At 68.9% G+C, this 16,989-nt stretch carries 19 protein-coding genes; 13 read left to right on the top strand and 6 right to left on the bottom strand.

What is annotated here, in order from left to right:
* Window positions 1–4 precede the first annotated feature (4 nt).
* Window positions 5–517 carry a 3-hydroxyacyl-[acyl-carrier-protein] dehydratase FabA gene (gene fabA / locus C998_RS0107230; RefSeq protein ID WP_018870193.1) on the bottom strand — a complete coding sequence of 171 codons (513 nt, stop codon included), beginning with the start codon at window positions 515–517 and terminating at the stop codon, window positions 5–7.
* Between the two features lie 94 nt (window positions 518–611).
* Window positions 612–926 (bottom strand): hypothetical protein, encoded by a 315-nt coding sequence (locus tag C998_RS0107225; protein WP_018870192.1) that lies wholly within the window; start codon window positions 924–926, stop codon window positions 612–614.
* 200 nt (window positions 927–1,126) lie between these two features.
* Between C998_RS0107225 and C998_RS0107220 the strand changes: the two genes are divergently transcribed.
* The 9 genes from C998_RS0107220 to mnhG all read left to right on the top strand — a co-directional run bounded on the left by C998_RS0107220 (window position 1,127) and on the right by mnhG (window position 9,164).
* The gene (locus tag C998_RS0107220) at window positions 1,127–2,503 is read left to right on the top strand and encodes a hypothetical protein (RefSeq protein ID WP_018870191.1); all 1,377 of its coding nucleotides are present in this window, start codon (window positions 1,127–1,129) and stop codon (window positions 2,501–2,503) included.
* 117 nt (window positions 2,504–2,620) lie between these two features.
* Window positions 2,621–3,310 carry a TIGR04211 family SH3 domain-containing protein gene (locus C998_RS0107215; RefSeq protein ID WP_018870190.1) on the top strand — a complete coding sequence of 230 codons (690 nt, stop codon included), beginning with the start codon at window positions 2,621–2,623 and terminating at the stop codon, window positions 3,308–3,310.
* A 116-nt stretch (window positions 3,311–3,426) separates the two neighbouring features.
* Complete coding sequence (locus C998_RS0107210; protein WP_018870189.1) at window positions 3,427–5,730, top strand: putative monovalent cation/H+ antiporter subunit A; 2,304 nt, start codon at window positions 3,427–3,429, stop codon at window positions 5,728–5,730.
* Complete coding sequence (locus C998_RS0107205) at window positions 5,727–6,152, top strand: Na+/H+ antiporter subunit B (protein ID WP_018870188.1); 426 nt, start codon at window positions 5,727–5,729, stop codon at window positions 6,150–6,152. Before C998_RS0107210 ends, C998_RS0107205 begins: the two co-directional genes overlap by 4 nt.
* Window positions 6,149–6,502, top strand: coding sequence for a Na+/H+ antiporter subunit C (locus C998_RS0107200; protein ID WP_018870187.1), 354 nt, complete (start codon window positions 6,149–6,151; stop codon window positions 6,500–6,502). The genes C998_RS0107205 and C998_RS0107200 overlap by 4 nt, the downstream gene beginning before the upstream one ends.
* The gene (locus C998_RS0107195) at window positions 6,499–8,013 is read left to right on the top strand and encodes a Na+/H+ antiporter subunit D (protein WP_018870186.1); all 1,515 of its coding nucleotides are present in this window, start codon (window positions 6,499–6,501) and stop codon (window positions 8,011–8,013) included. Before C998_RS0107200 ends, C998_RS0107195 begins: the two co-directional genes overlap by 4 nt.
* On the top strand, window positions 8,010–8,483 hold the full coding sequence (locus tag C998_RS0107190; protein WP_018870185.1) for a Na+/H+ antiporter subunit E: 474 nt from the start codon (window positions 8,010–8,012) through the stop codon (window positions 8,481–8,483). Before C998_RS0107195 ends, C998_RS0107190 begins: the two co-directional genes overlap by 4 nt.
* On the top strand, window positions 8,483–8,764 hold the full coding sequence (locus tag C998_RS0107185; RefSeq protein WP_018870184.1) for a monovalent cation/H+ antiporter complex subunit F: 282 nt from the start codon (window positions 8,483–8,485) through the stop codon (window positions 8,762–8,764). Before C998_RS0107190 ends, C998_RS0107185 begins: the two co-directional genes overlap by 1 nt.
* Window positions 8,757–9,164, top strand: coding sequence for a monovalent cation/H(+) antiporter subunit G (gene mnhG / locus C998_RS0107180; protein ID WP_018870183.1), 408 nt, complete (start codon window positions 8,757–8,759; stop codon window positions 9,162–9,164). The genes C998_RS0107185 and mnhG overlap by 8 nt, the downstream gene beginning before the upstream one ends.
* A 133-nt stretch (window positions 9,165–9,297) precedes the next feature.
* On the opposite strand, the gene C998_RS0107175 is transcribed toward mnhG, so the two are convergent.
* The gene (locus tag C998_RS0107175; protein ID WP_018870182.1) at window positions 9,298–9,747 is read right to left on the bottom strand and encodes a hypothetical protein; all 450 of its coding nucleotides are present in this window, start codon (window positions 9,745–9,747) and stop codon (window positions 9,298–9,300) included.
* A gap of 218 nt (window positions 9,748–9,965) precedes the next feature.
* On the opposite strand from C998_RS0107175, the gene C998_RS0107170 reads away from it, so the two are divergent.
* The 4 genes from C998_RS0107170 to C998_RS0107155 all read left to right on the top strand — a co-directional run bounded on the left by C998_RS0107170 (window position 9,966) and on the right by C998_RS0107155 (window position 13,760).
* Window positions 9,966–10,634, top strand: a complete 669-nt coding sequence (locus tag C998_RS0107170; protein ID WP_018870181.1) for a metalloregulator ArsR/SmtB family transcription factor — start codon at window positions 9,966–9,968, stop codon at window positions 10,632–10,634.
* Window positions 10,635–10,686: 52 nt separating this feature from the next.
* The gene (locus tag C998_RS0107165) at window positions 10,687–12,006 is read left to right on the top strand and encodes an MFS transporter (RefSeq protein ID WP_018870180.1); all 1,320 of its coding nucleotides are present in this window, start codon (window positions 10,687–10,689) and stop codon (window positions 12,004–12,006) included.
* 135 nt (window positions 12,007–12,141) lie between these two features.
* Window positions 12,142–12,972: a nucleoside triphosphate pyrophosphohydrolase gene (mazG, locus tag C998_RS0107160; RefSeq protein ID WP_018870179.1), complete on the top strand. Its 831-nt coding sequence runs from the start codon at window positions 12,142–12,144 to the stop codon at window positions 12,970–12,972.
* A gap of 56 nt (window positions 12,973–13,028) precedes the next feature.
* Entirely contained in the window at window positions 13,029–13,760 is a 732-nt protein-coding gene (locus tag C998_RS0107155) for a ferredoxin--NADP reductase (RefSeq protein ID WP_018870178.1), read from the top strand.
* Window positions 13,761–13,764: 4 nt separating this feature from the next.
* Here C998_RS0107155 and nadC read toward each other — a convergent pair whose 3' ends face one another.
* Genes nadC through C998_RS0107140 form a run of 3 tightly spaced genes read right to left on the bottom strand, consistent with a single transcriptional unit; the run spans window position 13,765 to window position 16,846 of the window.
* Complete coding sequence (gene nadC / locus C998_RS0107150; protein ID WP_018870177.1) at window positions 13,765–14,664, bottom strand: carboxylating nicotinate-nucleotide diphosphorylase; 900 nt, start codon at window positions 14,662–14,664, stop codon at window positions 13,765–13,767.
* Window positions 14,661–16,085 (bottom strand): exodeoxyribonuclease VII large subunit, encoded by a 1,425-nt coding sequence (gene xseA, locus C998_RS0107145; RefSeq protein ID WP_018870176.1) that lies wholly within the window; start codon window positions 16,083–16,085, stop codon window positions 14,661–14,663. The genes nadC and xseA overlap by 4 nt, the downstream gene beginning before the upstream one ends.
* Window positions 16,082–16,846, bottom strand: coding sequence for a DUF4197 domain-containing protein (locus C998_RS0107140; protein WP_018870175.1), 765 nt, complete (start codon window positions 16,844–16,846; stop codon window positions 16,082–16,084). The genes xseA and C998_RS0107140 overlap by 4 nt, the downstream gene beginning before the upstream one ends.
* Window positions 16,847–16,989 lie beyond the last annotated feature (143 nt).

The following is a 16,989-nucleotide window of genomic DNA, read 5'->3' as shown; positions in this document are numbered from 1 at the left end:
CCGCTCAGAAATTCTCGGTGGAGGTGAACAGGCCGACGCGCAGGTCACTGGCCTCGTAGATCGTGCGGCCGTCCACCTGCACAGTGCCGTCGCCGATCCCCAGCACCAGCTTGCGCGAGATCACCCGCTTCATCTCCACATGGTAGGTGACCCGCTCCGCGGTGGGGAGCACCTGGCCGGTGAACTTCACCTCGCCCACGCCCAGCGCGCGCCCGCGCCCCGGGTTGCCCAGCCATGCCAGATAGAACCCCACCAGCTGCCACATCGCGTCCAGCCCGAGGCAGCCGGGCATCACCGGATCGCCCGGAAAGTGGCAGGCGAAGAACCACTGATCGGGGTGGATATCCAGCTCGGCCACCATCTCGCCCTTGCCGAACTGCCCGCCGTCGCTGTTGATCTCCGTGACCCGGTCCATCATCAGCATGTTGGGCACCGGCAGCTGAGCATTGCCCGGGCCGAACATGTTGCCGTAGCCGCAGGCCAGGAGTTCATCGCGATCGTACTGATTCTTCTGCATTGAAAGATGCTCGGGGGAAAAGCCCGGTATTGGACCGAAACCGGCGGGCAAAAGCAATTCCCGCCGCGCTGCACGGCGGCGGGAAAAGGCCGGTTCAGGCGTCGGCCGGGTAGCGCAGCAACTCCGCAAGGGTAAAGAAACGGTCCCCGCGCAGATAGCCGGCCTGGACTTCCGGGACCAGGGCGCCGGGGCGCCCCCGGGCGTCGCGTTCGGCCACCCACTCGGCGGGCAGGGTGTCCAGGATGTGGGCGCTGGCCAGGCGCCCGTCCTCCAGCTGACTGGCATGGACCTGGCCGTTCCCCCGGTGACGGAAGGCCGGAATCCAGCCCGCGGTGAAGCCGGTATCCAGCCATTCCGGCTCCTCGCGGGTGGTCACCGACGGGCCGGACAGGAGATCGAGATCAAGCATCGCGGATCCTCCGAAGATTTAATCGGGGTATCGGCGCGGCCCCGCGGAACTTGAGGCCGGGACGATCGCCCTGCGTCGGTGGTGCGGGCGGCGAGCCGGGTACGGGTCGTGCATAATCGTGATCATCATACAGACCGCGAAACCGTTCCCGGGGACGCCGGCCTTCCGGTCGCTTCGGGTGCGGACCGAAAGGGGGAAGAGTGGCGGTTACCGTCCTGCTGTGGATCCTGGCGATCGTGATCGCCATTGGTGTGCTGGATCTTGCGCGACAACCGCTACGGCGTTTTCTCGTGGCGCTGGCGGGTGCGGTCGCACGGGGTGTGTGCGCCCTGCGACGCCAGGTCCTGCATCTGCGGGATGCGGTGCGCGACTGGCATGGGGGGCATCTGGAGCGCCTGGAGGCCGAACGCATCCATTCCGCGGTAGAGGCGCTGGAGCGTCGTTATGCCGAGATGGTCGGGCATGACCTCGCCCAGTTGCCGGCATTGCGGCAGCAGGCGCGCGACACGCTGCGCGTGCTGGACGAGGCCTATCAGCGCGACGAGCAGCGGCTGATCCAGGAGCCCGAATGGGTCGAACGGCTGGAGGCCCTGGCGCGCGGTCCTGCCAGTGATACGCCGGAAAGCCGGCGCCTGGCGCAGGACATGGAGGACACCGTACTGCGCATCGCCCGCTCCGGGCTGGAGGAGCAGCGGCGTTCGGCCAGCGCGCTGCTGTCGGCCCGGCGACGCGCGGACAGCCCTTTGCGCGAGATGGTCGGCAATCTGGAGCGGGTACAGGAACGCCTGGCCCGGCTGGAGCGCCAGGGCGAGCGCCTGGACCGGGCGCTGGGCCGTTGCGAGGAGGTCGACCGTCCGGTCCGGCGCGCCCTCCCGGCGCATGCCCAGGCGGCGACCCAGTGGCTGATGGGCGCGGCCGGCCTGGCCCTGGCCGCGCTGGCCGTGGTGGTCCATCAGCATGTCTTCGGCCCGGCTCTGGCCGGCATGTTCCCGGAGACCGCCAACGCACCGGGCGCGATGGCACCCGGGTCGGAATGGATGCTGTACCTGCTGCTGGGGACCGCCGCCCTGGCCGGATGGATCCTGGCCGAGACCCGCGGCGTGACCCGGGTCCTGCCGCATGCGCTGATGGAGGGCGGCGGCTGGGCGCCGCGGGTGCTGGCCGGACTGTCCATCGCGGTGCTGGTCCTGGTGGCGGCGGTATCGGCGTTCACCGGGTTCCATCTTGACTGGCTCATCTACCAGCATGAACTGGTCACTCTGCTGCTGGAAGGCGAGGAACGCGCCCTGCCAGCCGGCATCCGTCATGCCGAACAGCTGGTCGGCGCGGCGCTGGGACTGCTGATCCCGCTGCTGCTGGCGCTGGTGCCGGTGTGGGTGGTGGGCTTTCTGCAGGCGACCCGCATCCTCGCCGGGGGGGTGCTGAGTGCCGGGCTCGGCGTGCTCGCGGGCATCCTGTACCTGGCGGCGGTAGGGGCCTGTCAACTGCGGCGTCTGCTGCCGGCGACCTTCGAACTGATCATCTTCGTGCCGGCCGCCATCCGGCGCTGGCTGGCCGCGCGCCGCAACGGGGCGTGAACCGTGTCACCGGAAGCCGGAGGGATGCGTGCACATTCGCCAGCGCCTGCCTAGAATGATCCCTCTTCCGAAACATCGCCGCGCCCCGCTCGGGTGCGGCCAATGACGAGGCAAGGCATGGTGCGCAGGTTGCAGATCCGAAACGGGCTGGTGGTGCTGTCGCTGGCGGGGGCCCTGATGGTCGCAGGCACTGCGCCGGCTGCGGCGCAGACGCGATACGTCTCGGACAGTCTGGAGACGGCCGTTTACAGCAGTCCGCAGGGCGGGCGGATCGTCAGTTCGGTGGATGCCGGTGACCAGGTACAGGTGCTGGAGGACGACGGCGGCTACAGCCGTATCCGTCTGCCCAGTGGCAACGAGGCATGGATCCTGACCCGCTACCTGCAGGACCAGCCGCATGCGCGCGAACGCCTCGCCGAGGTGGAAGAGGAGCTGGCCGAGATCCGTTCCGGCGCCGACGACCAGGAAGGCCGCATCGCCGAACTGCTGGACGAGCGCAATGCACTGCAGCGCGAAGTCGAAGAACAGTCCGAACGCATGGCCGGCATGCAGGAAGAGCTCGAGGAGCTGCGCGACATTGCCGAACGGCCGCAGGAAATCCAGCGGCGCAACGAGCGCCTGGAAGAGGAACTCCTGGAGACCCGCGAAGCCGCCGAGGACTACCGGCGTCAGGTCGAAGTGATGCGCGCCGACAGCGACCGCCGCTGGTTCATGACCGGGGCCGCCGTGGCCGTGGGCAGCGCGATCCTGGGGATCATCCTCACACGCCTGCCGACCCGCCGTCGGCGCAGTGACTGGCTGAACTGACCCTCCGGCCGGGGGCGGGGTCTGTTGCGCTGTCGGGGCTGACCCGGTAGCCTTCCCGCTCCCGTGACGGGCGCCCGGCGGGCGCTCCCCGATCCCCTTTCAGGACCCCCGTCTGGATGCTGTTCGCGATTCTTTCAATCTTCGTGGTGGCGGCGCTGGCGCCCGTGGTGCATCGGGCGACCGGGCGCCACAGCGGCTGGGTGCTGGCCCTGTTGCCGGCGGCCCTGTTCGTCTACTTCGCGAGTTTCCTGCCCGCCGTCGCGGCGGGTGAGAGCGTGCGCCTGGCCTGGCAGTGGATGCCCGGGCTGGATGTCCAGTTCTCCTTCCTGATCGACGGCCTGTCGCTGATGTTCGCGCTGCTGATCGCGGGCATCGGCGTGTTCGTGGTCAGCTACGCCGGGCGCTACCTCGAGGCGCACCGCGACCTCGGGCGCTTCTACGTGCTGATCCTGTCGTTCATGGGCTCCATGCTGGGGCTGGTGCTGGCCGACAACATCATCCTGATGTTCATCTTCTGGGAGCTGACCAGCATCACCTCCTACCTGCTGATCGGCTTCAACCATGAGCAGCTGAAGGCGCGCAAGGCCGCGCTGCAGGGCCTGATCGTGACGGTGGGCGGCGGTCTGGCGCTGCTCGCCGGTCTGGTGCTGCTGGGCGTGGCCTCCGGGTCCTGGGAGCTCTCGGAGATCCTGGCCGGCGAGGATTCGCTGCACGAGCATGCGCTGTACCTGCCGCTGGTGATCCTGATCCTGCTGGGCACCTTCACCAAGTCGGCCCAGTTCCCGTTCCATTTCTGGCTGCCCAACGCGATGGCCGCGCCCACGCCGGTCTCGGCCTACCTGCACTCGGCCACCATGGTGAAGGCGGGGGTCTATCTGATGGCGCGCCTGAACCCGGAGCTGGGCGGCACCGAACTGTGGACCTGGACGCTGGGCCTGTTCGGCGCGGTGACCATGTTCACCGGCGCCTGGATGGCCATCCAGAGCACCGAGATCAAGAAGCTGCTGGCCTATTCCACGGTGATGGCGCTGGGCACGCTGACCATGCTGATCGGCATCGGGACGCCGTATGCCGCGATGGCCGGCGCGACCTTCCTGCTGGCGCATTCGCTGTACAAGGGCGCGCTGTTCATGCTCGCCGGTTCCATCGACCACGGCACCGGCGAGAAGGAAGTCCCGAACATGGGCGGGCTGCGCCGCGCGATGCCACTGACCGCGGCGTTCTCGGTGATCGCCGCGCTGTCGCTGGCCGGGCTGCCGCCGCTGTTCGGCTTCGTCGGCAAGGAACTGATGCTGGAGGCGGCCCTGGGCGCCCCCGACGCGCTGGCCGTGGTCCTGCCGTTGCTGGCGCTGGCCTCGGCCATCCTGGTGGTGGCGGTGGCGGCGATCGTCGGGCTGCGGCCGTTCTTCGGTGCGCGTCGGGAATACAAGCGCACGCCGCATGAATCGCCGGGTGCGATGCTGGCCGGGCCGGCGGTACTGTCCGTGCTGGGGCTGGTCCTCGGTCTGTTCCCGGCGCTGGCGCAGCCGCTGGTGGCGGCCACCGCGATGTCCATCCACGGGGCCGATACCGGGATGGAGCTCAAGCTGTGGCACGGCATCAATCTGCCGCTGGGCATGTCGCTGCTGAGCCTGGCCGCGGGTCTGGTGATCTATCGCTTCTGGGATTCGGTGCGTGCCGGCATCGGACGCATCATGGTGCCGGCCGGGCGCATCGCGCCGGAGCGCGGCTACGAGCGCTTCATGGACGGACTGGTGTGGTTCTCGTCGTTCCAGACGCGGGTGCTGCAGAACGGCTACCTGCGCACCTACGTGATGGTCACCATGCTGACCACGGTCGCGCTGGTGGTGGGCACGTTTGCGGCCCTGGGCGGCTTCGAGATCTCGGTGCGCTTCGACGACATCCTGATCCACGAGTGGGTGATCGTCGCCCTGGTCGCACTGGCCGCCATTTTCGTGGCCACCACCAGTTCGCGGCTGGCCGCGGTGGCTTCGCTGGGCATCGTGGGCTTCGGCGTCGCGCTGATCTACGTGTTCTTCAGCGCGCCGGATCTGGGGATCACCCAGGTCCTGGTCGAGACCCTGACCGTGATCCTGCTGGTGCTGGTGCTGTTCCGCCTGCCGGGCTTCCTGAAGTTCTCCAATCCGCTCACGCGGGTGCGTGACGTGATCGCCTCGCTGGCGGTAGGCGTGACCATGACCGCGGTGCTGATGGCCACCCTGGGCGTGCAGTACTTCCCGGCGATCTCCGAATACCACATCGCCGAGTCCGAGCCGTCGGCCTACGGGCGCAACATCGTCAACGTGATCCTGGTCGACTTCCGTGCCCTGGACACCCTGGGCGAGCTGTTCGTGCTCGCGCTGGCCGCGGTGGGCGTGTACGCGATGATCAAGTGCCGTGCGGAGGACCGCAAGTCATGATGGCCGGCTCGCTCATCCTGCAGACGGGGACGCGGCTGCTGCTGCCACTGCTGCTGCTGTTCTCGGTGTTCCTGCTGCTGCGCGGCCATGACGAGCCGGGCGGCGGGTTCATCGCCGGTCTGGTGGCGGCGATGGCCTTCGCGCTGTACATGTTTGCCTTCGATGTCTACAAGGCGCGCGCCATCCTGCGCATCGACCCGCGCAACATGCTGGGCATCGGTCTGCTGCTGGCGACCCTGTCGGGCGTACCCGCGCTGCTGCAGGGGCGCGCCTACCTGACCTCGCTGTGGTGGGACGTGGAGGTCCCGCTGTTCGGCGAGCTCAAGCTCTCCACCCCGCTGGTGTTCGACATCGGCGTGTACCTCGTGGTGATCGGCACCGTGCTGACCATCGTCCTGGCCCTGGCGGAGGCGGAAGAATGACTGCGGAACCCCTGCTCGCGATCCTGGTGGGCGTACTGTTCGCCACGGCCACCTACCTGATGCTGCGGCGCAGCCTGGTCAAGCTGGTGATCGGCCTGATCCTGCTGTCCAACGCCGCCAACCTGCTGATTTTCGCCACCTCGGGCCTGACCCGGGGCGCGCCGCCGCTGATCCCGGAGGGCATGCTCACGCCCGACGGCGCGGTGGCCGACCCGCTGCCGCAGGCCCTGATCCTCACCGCGATCGTCATCAGCTTTGGCGTGCTCGCCTTTGCGGTGGTGCTGATCCATCGCGCCTACGAGGTGGTGGGCGCGGATGACCTGGACGAAATGAAGGATACGGACACGTGAGGCTCGAGGTCGCCCTTCCGGTCATCATCCCCCTGTTTTTCGGGAGCCTCGCGCTGGCCTTCTGGCAGTGGCGCGGGGTGCAGCGCGCGGTGGGCGTGCTGGGTGGCGTCGCCCTGACCGCCGCCGGCATCTGGCTGCTGGTGGCGGTGTGGAACGACGGCGTGCTGGCCATGCACATGGGGAGCTGGCAGGCGCCGTTCGGCATCGTGCTGGCGGCCGACCTGCTGAGTGCGACCATGGTCCTGCTGACCGGCGTGATGGGGCTGATCGTCGCGCTGTATTCGCTGGTCTCGATGACCCCGGATCACGAGCGCTTCGGCTACCACCCGCTGCTGCAGCTGCTGCTCGCCGGGGTCGCCGGGGCTTTCCTGACCGGGGACATCTTCAACCTGTACGTGTGGATCGAGGTCCTGCTGGTCGCGTCGTTCGCGCTGCTGATCCTGGGCGGCGAGCGCGCGCAGATGGAGGGGGCGATCAAGTACGTCACCCTCAACCTGGTGTCGTCGCTGATCCTGCTGGCCGCGGTGGGTCTGACCTACGGCCTGTTCGGCACCCTGAACATGGCGGAGCTGGCGGCCTACATGGGCGAGGCCGAGAACACCGGTCTGGTGACCGTGGTGGGCGTGCTGTTCATGGTCGCCTTCGCGATCAAGGCCGCGGCATTCCCGCTGTTCTTCTGGCTGCCGGCCTCCTACCACACCCCGCCGGTGGCGATCTCGGCGATCTTCGCCGCGCTGCTGACCAAGGTCGGGGTGTACGCGCTGATCCGCTTCTTCACCCTGATGTTCACCGAGGCCCCGGAGGTCACCCAGAACATCCTGCTGTGGGGCTCCGGCTTCACCATGCTGGTGGGCGTGCTGGGCGCGGCGGCGCAGTTCGAGTTCCGCCGCATCCTGGCCTTCCACAGCGTCAGCCAGATCGGCTACATCATCATGGGCCTGGCCCTGCATACCCCGCTGGCGCTGGCCGGTTCGCTGCTGTTCATCCTCCATCACAGCATCGTCAAGACCAACCTGTTCCTGATCAGCGGGATCTCCTATTTCGCCCGTGGCACCCACGAGCTGAAGGATCTTGGCGGGCTGTACCGCACGCACCCCGGACTGTCGGTGCTGTTCCTGATCTCGGCGCTGTCGCTGGCCGGGCTGCCGCCGCTGTCCGGGTTTCTGGTCAAGCTGATGCTGGTGCGCGCGGGTCTGGAGATCGAGGCCTACTGGATCGTGGCGATCGCGCTGATCACCGGCCTGCTGACGTTCTACTCCATGGTCAAGATCTGGGCCGAGGCGTTCTGGAAGGCCGACCCGCGCGGCGAGCAGGCCCCGGCGAACGGGCCGGCCTGGCCCGAGCGCGGGGGGCTGTGGCTGCTGTATGCGCCGGTGGCCGCCCTGGCCGGGCTGGCGGTGCTGATGGGCGTGGCGGCCGAGCCGTTCCTGCAGCTGGCCATGGCCGCCGGTGAGCAGATGCTGGACGTGGATGCCTATGTCGAGGCGATTCTGGGGGGCGACGCGCAATGAACCTGCTCGCACTCAACCTCCTGCTGGCCCTGGCCTGGATGATGCTCACGGGCAGCTTCACCGCGACCAGCCTGCTGTCCGGTCTGGTGTTCAGCTACATGGCCCTGTGGGTCGCGTTCAACCGCAAGGCGGATCACAGCAGCTTCTTCTGGAAGGTGCCGAAGGTGATCTCCTTCATCGCGTTCTTCATCTATGATCTGATCAAGGCCAACCTGGTGGTGGCCTGGGACGTCCTGACGCCCACCCATTTGATGAAGCCCGGTGTGATCGCGTTCCCGCTGCGGGCCCATACCGATGCGCAGATCACCGTGCTGGCCAACCTGATCTCGGTGACCCCGGGCACGCTGAGTCTGGATGTCTCCACCGATCGCAAGGTGCTGTATATCCATGCGATGTACCTGCAGGACGAGGACAAGCTGCGGCAGGAACTGCGGGACATGGAAAGCCGCGTGATGGAGTTGATCGACTGATGCCGATTCTCGACTGGGCCGTGAACGCGACCTTCGTGATCCTCAGCCTGGCGCTGGTGATCATCTTCATACGCCTGATCAAGGGCCCCAGCCTGCCGGACCGGGTCGTGGCGCTGGAACTGATCGCCTCGCTGACGGTGGGGTTCATCGCCACGCATGCGGTGGCGACCGGCATGGCCAACTTCCTCGACGTGGCCGTGGTGCTGGCGCTGACCGCGTTCCTCGCCGCGGTGGGCTTCGCGCGGTATCTGGAGAAGGGAGGTTACCGCAGTGATGATTGAGTGGATCACCGCCTTCCTTTTGTTGCTGGGCTCGCTGCTGATGCTGCTGGCGGCGCTGGGCGCGCTGCGCATGCCCGACCTGCTGACCCGTATGCATGCGACCACCAAGGCCGGCGCGCTCGGTGGCGGCACCATGGTGGTGGCGGCCGCGGTGTTCTTCGATGACGGCGCCGTCACCGCCCGCGCGCTGGCGATCGTGGTGTTCATCATCCTGACTGCCCCGGTGGCCGCGCACCTGATCGGCCGCGCCGGCTATTTCGTCGGCATCCCGCTGTGGGAGGGGACCCTCAAGGACGAACTGAAGGATCGCTACGATCCCGAGACCCACACCCTCGCTTCGGAGGACAAGCCGGAGGACAGGAAATCCTCCGCCCCCGCCGAAGAGCGCGACCGCGACTGACCGATTCCCGGGGCTCCGGTCACGGCCGGTGCATCCCGCACCCCCGCGTCGCGCGCACAAAAAAGCCGGGGCCCGCAGGCCCCGGCAAGTTCACGCTTCACGTACGAAGGGGTGTCCGGAGAGACGCCCGGGATCAGGCCGCGTGGGTCTCCTTCGCCTCGCGCGCGGCTTTCGCTTCTTCGGGATCGTAGGCCGCCCCGGACCACAGCATTTCGTAGGCGATTTCCTCGTTGCCGTTCTCGCACAGCTCCAGCACTTCCTGGAACAGGGGCTGGAAGGTCTCGCTGCGATGGGAGGCCTCATGTTCCTCCATCGTGCGCCAGAAGGTGATGATCAGCGCTTCCTTGTCCTTCATCGGGCTTTCCACGGCCTGGCCGATGGTGGAGCCCTCGTTGGAGACCGCACCGGAGTTCAGGGCCACGAAGCCCCCGACGAAGCCGGTGTCCGAGTGATAGGTCTTCACGTTCTCGCACAGCACGGCCACGCGTTCCTGCAGGTCGTCGATGCTGTATTCCGGCTTCAGGATGACCCGGTTGATGGTCACCACGCCGTCCGGCGGAAAGTTCTGGATCAGATTGCTCATAACGACCTCCTCAGTTTGCGGAAGATGCCCTCGGGCATTGTCGCTTCATTCAGCGAATCAGCATGTGCTGAATGAATTGTTGACCAATCTACTCAGGAAATGGCTGTACGCAACAAAGGCACACGGGCCGAAGGGCCTGGGAAGGGCGGGGTTGTTTCGGGTGGCCGGCCCAGTATATCGTGCATTCCAACGAATATTGGAATGTAGAGTGTCCCGCGATGGACAAGCGCGAACTGAAGGACGTGCTGTACGAGCAGGTGGCGCGAATCACGCGCGCCGCGGCCAGCCCCAAGCGCCTGGAGCTGATCGAGGTGCTGGTGCAGGGCGAGAAGACCGTCGAGCAGCTGGCGGCGGACACCGACATCAGCGTCAAGCTGGTCAGTGCCCACCTCAAGGCCCTGCGCGAGGCCCGGCTGGTGACCGCACGGCGCGCCGGACGCCATGTCCATTACCGTCTGGTCGACCGGCATGTGGCGGATTTCTGGGTGATGCTGCGTTCGCTGGCGGAGGAGCGCCTGCTGGAGCTGCAGGCGGCCACCCGCGAGCTGACCGAGCGCGCCGACGAGCTGGCTCCGGTCGCCGGCCACGAGCTGCTGGAACAGGCACGGCGTGGCGAGGTGGTGGTGCTGGACGTGCGCCCCGGGGTCGAGTACGCGGCCGGGCATCTGCCGTGTGCGCGCTCCATCCCGCTGGAGGAACTGGACGAACGCCTGCAGGAGCTGCCGCGTGACCGCCCGGTTGTGGCCTACTGCCGCGGCCCCTACTGCCTGATGGCGAAGGAAGCGGTGGCGCTGCTGGGCGAGCACGGGATCGCCGCGCAGCGGATCGAGGAGGGCGTGGCCGAATGGCGCCACGCGGGCCTGCCGCTGGCCGACGAGCGGGACTGACGCGGCCGGGGCCCCGGCCGCGAGATAACGCATTTCCAGAGGAAACCGGAACATGGACAAGCACAAGGCCGCCGAGGCCTACGATCACATCACGCACGGGATCCGCGAGAACCTCGGGCAGTTCAGCCAGCAGCTGATCCAGGTGTTTTTCGTCGGCCTGACCATCGGGATGATGCGCACGGTCATCCCGGCGCTGGCGGAGGACGAGTTCGGCGTGGCCGAGGGCTCGTTCATGCTGCTGACGGCTTTCGTGGTGGCCTTCGGGATCGTGAAGGGCGCGCTCAATTTCGTTGCCGGCCGGCTGTCCGAGCGCATGGGCCGCAAGAATGTCCTGCTGCTGGGCTGGCTGTCCGCCATCCCGATCCCGTTCATGATCCTGTACGCCCCGACCTGGGGCTGGATCGTCGCCGCCACGGTGCTGCTGGGCGTGAACCAGGGTCTGGCCTGGTCGATGACGCAGACCGCCAAGATGGACATCACCCGGGCGAACGAGCGCGGCTTCACCATGGGCATGAACGAGTTCTCCGGCTATGTCGGCGTGGCCGTGGCCGGCATCGTCACCGGGTACATGGCGTCTGCCCTTGGCCCGCGCGTCGGCCTGCTGGTCTTTGGCCTGGTGGTGATCGCGCTGGCGATCGTGATGACCTTCCTGCTGGTGCGCGAGACCATTGACTGGGCGAAGGCCGAGGGGGCCCGCCATGCGGCCGGTCGCAACGACGGGCCGGTGGCGCGTTATCCGCAGAACATCCCCGATGCACCCACGACCTGGCAGGTGTTCACCCTGATGTCCTGGCGCGACCGGCGCATGGCGGCGTTCAGTCAGGCCGGGCTGGTGGAGAAGTTCGTGGACGCGCTGGTGTGGGTGTTCTATCCGGTGTTCCTGTACCAGCAGGGGCTCGGTCTGGCGGCGATCGGCTGGATCGTCGGCATCTACGGCTTCGTCTGGGGCGGCTCGCAGTTCTTCACCGGGCGCCTGTCCGATCACATCGGCCGCATGAAGCCCATCGTCTGGGGCATGTGGATCTGTGGCGCCGGGGTTGGGCTGACCCTGCTCGGTACCGGGGTCATCTGGTGGTCGTTCGCCGCGGTGGTCACCGGCTTCGGCATGGCCCTGCTGTACCCCAACCTGAGTGCGGCGGTCGCGGACATCGCGCATCCCAACTGGCGCGGATCGGCGATCGGGACCTACCGCTTCTGGCGCGACCTGGGCTACGGCATCGGCGCGCTGGGGCTGGGCATCGTCGCGCATCTGGGCGGCTCGGTGGAATGGGGCTTCTGGTTCGTGGTGATCGCGATGTTCCTGTCCGGGGCCCTGGTCTGGTGGTGGGGCGAGGAGACCCATCCGCGCCTGAACCCGGCCGACCCGAAGTAGGTCACCGCCGGGTCCGCGGCGGGCCGCACCGACCCACGGCCGGAGCCCGGCCCGTGCCGTTACGCCGGGCCGGGTTTTCCGTCACGGGATCGGGGCGTTGGCGCGGGGCGACCGCGGTCCGTACACTGCCCGCACATGACGGAATCCAACCCCCTGACCCGGCTGCGCGAGATCATGGCGCGACTGCGCGACCCCGAGCACGGCTGTGCCTGGGACCGTGCGCAGACCGCCGCGAGCATCGTCCCGCATACCCTCGAAGAGGCCTATGAGCTGGCCGACGCCGTCGCGCGTGACGCCGGCGACGCGGCCTCCACCGCCGAGCTGCGGGAAGAACTCGGGGACCTGCTGTTTCAGGTGGTCTTCCAGGCGCGCATCGCCGAGGAAGCCGGGCGCTTCGATCTGGATGACGTCGCCCGCGGGATCGCCGACAAGCTGGTGCGGCGCCATCCGCACGTGTTTGCCGGCCACGCCTTCGGTGACGATGCCGAACGCGAGGCGGCCTGGGAGGCCGACAAGGCCGCCTCCCGCGAGCAGCGGGGCCATGCCAGCTCGATGGACGACATCCCGCTGGCGCTGCCGGCGCTGGCCCGCGCGGTCAAGACCCAGCGGCGGGCCGCGCGTGACGGCTTCGACTGGGACGACGCCGGGCCGGTGGTCGACAAGATCCATGAGGAGATGGCCGAGGTGAACGAGGCCGTGGCCGCCGGCGCCGATCCGGACGCGGTGGCCGAAGAGGTCGGCGACGTGCTGTTCGCGGTGTCCAACTGGGCGCGTCATCTGGGCGTGGATCCGGAGGGCGCGCTGCGCGGCAGTACCCGCAAGTTCGAGGCCCGCTACCGGCGCATGGAGGCCCTGGCCGAAGGCCGGGGCCAGTCGTTGTCCGCGCTCGATTTCGCCGAGCAGGAGGCGCTGTACCAGCAGGCCCGTCGCCAGCTGCGTGGCGACCCCGAATCAACCCCCGAATAACTCCGAACAACCCCGAACGGCCGGGCACCCGTCCCGTCCCGAGAAAAGGAACCCGTATGGAACACGGCCTGGATTCGCTGCCCGATCACTTCATGCCCGCGCGCATCGAGCGCATCGAGCAGGTGACCCCGCTGATCCGCAGTTTTACCCTGGCGGCGGACCCGCAGCGCTTCGTCTCGCGTGCCGGTCAGTGGCTGGACCTGGTGATCCCGCAGGGCGATGCCAAGCCCTTCGTCGGCGGCTATTCGGTGGTCTCCGCGCCGCACGATGACGGCCGCCTGGAGCTGGCCATCAAGTACGCCGATCACCATGCGGCCACCCATCATCTGCACACCGCGGCGCGCGAGGGCGACACCGTCTACATCACGCCGGGGCAGGGGGATTTCTGCTTCGAACACGGCATGGCCGACAACGTGGTCTTGCTGGGGGCCGGCATCGGGGTGACCCCGCTGTTCAGCATCCTGCGCTATGTGCACCAGTCGGCCCCCGATGTGAATGCGCACCTGGTCTACAGCGTGGCGCGTCAGGACGAGGTGCTGTTCCCCGAGGAGCTGGAGCGCCTGGCGCAGGCCGACAACATCGACGTGACCCTGACCGTGACCCGCGAGGCGGAGGACTGGCTGGGGCACACCGGGCGGATCTCGCATTCGTTGCTGGAGTCGCTGGAGCTGCCGCGCGACGCGCTGTTCTATTTCTGCGGTTCGCGCGAGTTCATCGAGGACATGGCCACGCTGCTCGGCGAATGGGGCATTCCCGAGGCGCAGCTCAAATACGAGAAGTGGTGGTAGGGCGTCAGGCGTCGCTGTCGAGACGCAGCGACAGGTCCACCGCCCGCAGGTGCTTGGTCAGCGCCCCCACCGAGATGTAGTCCACCCCCGAGTCGGCGACTTCCAGCAGGGTCGCGGCGGAGACCCCGCCGGAGGCCTCGGAGATCGCACGCCCGCGGATGCGCCGCACCGCTTCGGCGCGATTCGCGGGTTCCAGCTCGTCCAGCATGATCACGTCGGCCCCGGCGGCCAGCGCCTGGTCGACCTCGTCGAGGTTTTCCGTCTCCACCTCCACCCAGCGTCCGGCGCCCAGCGTGCGCGCCTGCTCCACCGCGGCGGCAATGGAGCCGCAGGCGGCGATGTGGTTTTCCTTGATCAGCACCGCGTCCCACAGGCCCAGGCGGTGGTTGTGGCCGCCGCCGATGCGCACCGCGTACTTCTGCGCGTGGCGCAGGCCGGGCAGGGTCTTGCGGGTGTCGAGGATGCGCGCATGGTGGTCCTGCAGGCGCGCCACCCAGCGGGCGGTCTCGGTGGCGGTGCCGGACAGGGTCTGCAGCAGGTTGAGGGCGGCGCGCTCGCCGGCCAGCAGCGCGCGGGCCGGGCCCTCGATGCGGGCGATCCGGGTCTCGGCCGCGCAGGTCTCGCCCTCGGTGACCGCCCATTCGATGCGCAGGTTCGGGTCCAGCCGGGCAAGCACGCGTTCCGCCCAGGGCTGGCCGCAGAGGACGGCGTCCTCGCGCAGCCACAGCGAGGCGCGCGCCTGGCGCCCGGCCGGCACCAGCGCCGCGGTCACGTCGGCGGCCATGCCGCCGGGCCCGAGGTCCTCCTCCAGCGCGGCGGCCACCTCGCGCTCCAGCGCGGCGGGGTCGGGTTCGGCGGGGCCGCGGACGAACGGGTCGCGGGGCTTTTCGGGGTGCGGGCTCATTGGGGCTCTTCCGTTGCCGGGTGGCTGCGGACCACTGTCAGATCGACGTGGCCGCTTGCCAGGCGGGCGGAAACCGCGTCTCCGCGGTTCACGTCGGCGGCATCCCGCAGCAGTCCGCCGTCCTCGGTGGACAGGATGGCGTAGCCGCGGCGCAGTACCGCGGTGGGATCCAGCGAGTGCAGCTGGCGCCGGCTCGCCTCGAACTGGCGCCGGCGTGCATCCAGCTGGCGCTGCGCCGCGCTGCGCAGGCGCTGATCCAGGCGGTGGAGGCGTTCGCGCCGGGTCGCCAGATCGCGGTCGGGGCGTACCTGCTGCAGCCGCTGGCGCCGGTGGTCCAGACGCAGGCGGGCGTGGTTCAGTCGCGCCCCGGGAGAGGCCCCGGCGAGGCGCAGGCGGGCGCGCTGCAGGCGCTGTTCCGCGCGTTCCAGACGCAGCCGCCCGGCGCGTTGCAGGCGTTCGCGCTGCTCGTCGAGGCGCTGGAGGTTGCGTTCCAGGATCTGCCGCGGATGGCGCCGCTGCAGGCGGCCGGCGAGCCCTTCCAGGCGTGCGCGATCCTCGTGGATGCGACGCGCCAGCCGCTGTTCCAGGCGTGCGCGCAGTTGGTTGAGCTGCTGGCGCAGGGCGGGGCCGTCGGGGCTGACCGCCTCGGCCGCCGCGGTGGGGGTGGAGGCGCGCAGGTCGGCGACGAAATCGGCGATGGTGACGTCGCTTTCGTGGCCCACGCCGGTCACTACGGGGATCGGACAGTCCGCGATCGCGCGCGCCACGCTCTCCTCGTTGAAGGCCTGCAGGTCCTCCAGCGAACCGCCGCCGCGTGCCAGCAGGAGCACGTCCACCGCGCGTTCCTCGCCGGCACGCTGCAGTGCGGCGACGATCTGTTCGGCCGCCGCGGCGCCCTGGACCGCAACGGGATACAGCGTGACCGGCAGCAGCAGCGGGAAGCGCCGCGCCAGGGTGCGTTCGATGTCGTGGCGGACATCGCCCTGGGCCGAGGTGATTACGCCCAGGCGATGGGTCCGCGCCGGCAGCGGCCGCTTGCGCGCGGGGTCGAACAGGCCCTCGGCTTCGAGCTGCTTCTTCAGCCGCTGGAAGGCGGCCAGCAGCCGGCCCTCGCCGGCCGGCTCCAGCCGCTCGACCACGATCTGGAACTGCCCGCGGGCGGGGTAGATGCCCGCGCGCCCGCCCACCTGCACCGCGTCGCCGTCCGCGAAGGGCGCCGCGCGCCGGGCGTTGCCGCGAAACAGCACGCAGTTGACGCTGGCGTTCTCGTCCTTCAGCGAGAAGTACTGGTGGCCCGACGGGTAGCGGCGCAGGTTGGAGACCTCGCCCTCGACCCGCACCGAGCCCAGCCCGTCGCGCAGCAGTCCGTCCGCGCACTGGTTCAGCTGGGCCACGGTCAGGACCGCGGCGGAATCATTCATTCGCCGCCTCCGAACACGCGTTCCAGAAGTTCGGTGCCGCGCCCGACCGGGTCGGCCCGCAGCGCCGCCTCTTCCTTCGCCAGGGTGTCGAACAGACCGGACATCGCGTAGCCCAGTACGTGGTCCACCGGATCGAAGGCGATGTCGGCGACGAACGGGATGTCCTCGACCTCGGCCAGCAGGTCGTTGTAGGCGCTGATGGCACCGGATTCGCGCAGGGCCTCGTCGATGACCGGCTCCATGCGCGCGGCCAGCGGGTCGCTCATGCGGGTCTCGAAGTGGCGGGTGGCGGCATCGTCGGGGCCCTGGATGATCTCGCGGGCCTCGTCCAGGGTCAGGTCCTCGATGGCGTCCAGGAACAGCTCGCGGGCCTGCGGGGCGGCGTCCTCGGCGGCCCGGTTCATGCGTTCGTGCAGGTCGTCGACCGGGCCCGCCGCACCGAAGCGGTCGAGGGTGTCGCGCGTGGACTGCACCAGTCCGGGCAGCGGGATGCGCACCTCCGGGTTTCCCCAGAAGCCGTTGTGGCGCGCCAGTTCGCCGGTGGCGTTGCGGGTGGCGATGGACAGCGCCTCGCGCAGGGCGTCGATGCGCTCGCCCTGGCTGAGAGCGCTGCCATTGTCGCCCCCGGTCAGGCTTCCCAGGGCCTCGCGGCCGCGTTCCCACCAGTCGGCGCCGGCGGGTGCGGCGGGCAGCAGCGCGGTTGCCGGCAGGAGGCGGAACAGGAACCGGCGGCGGCCGGCAAGACGGGATGTCGATGACATGTCTGGACCCTTCGGAATGCGGAGATACAAGGGTAACTTCGCAGCGCTGCGGATGCGACGCACCTGCCCGATCCGCCTTTACCCGTCAAGCCCCGGATTCTATACTGTCCGGCTCTTTCCTCCCGGTCCCCGGGCCCTGTCTG

This window comes from Thioalkalivibrio sp. ALgr3, from assembly GCF_000377325.1.
Classification (GTDB): Bacteria; Pseudomonadota; Gammaproteobacteria; order Ectothiorhodospirales; family Ectothiorhodospiraceae; genus Thioalkalivibrio.
This window is presented reverse-complemented; position numbering and strand designations above follow the sequence as displayed.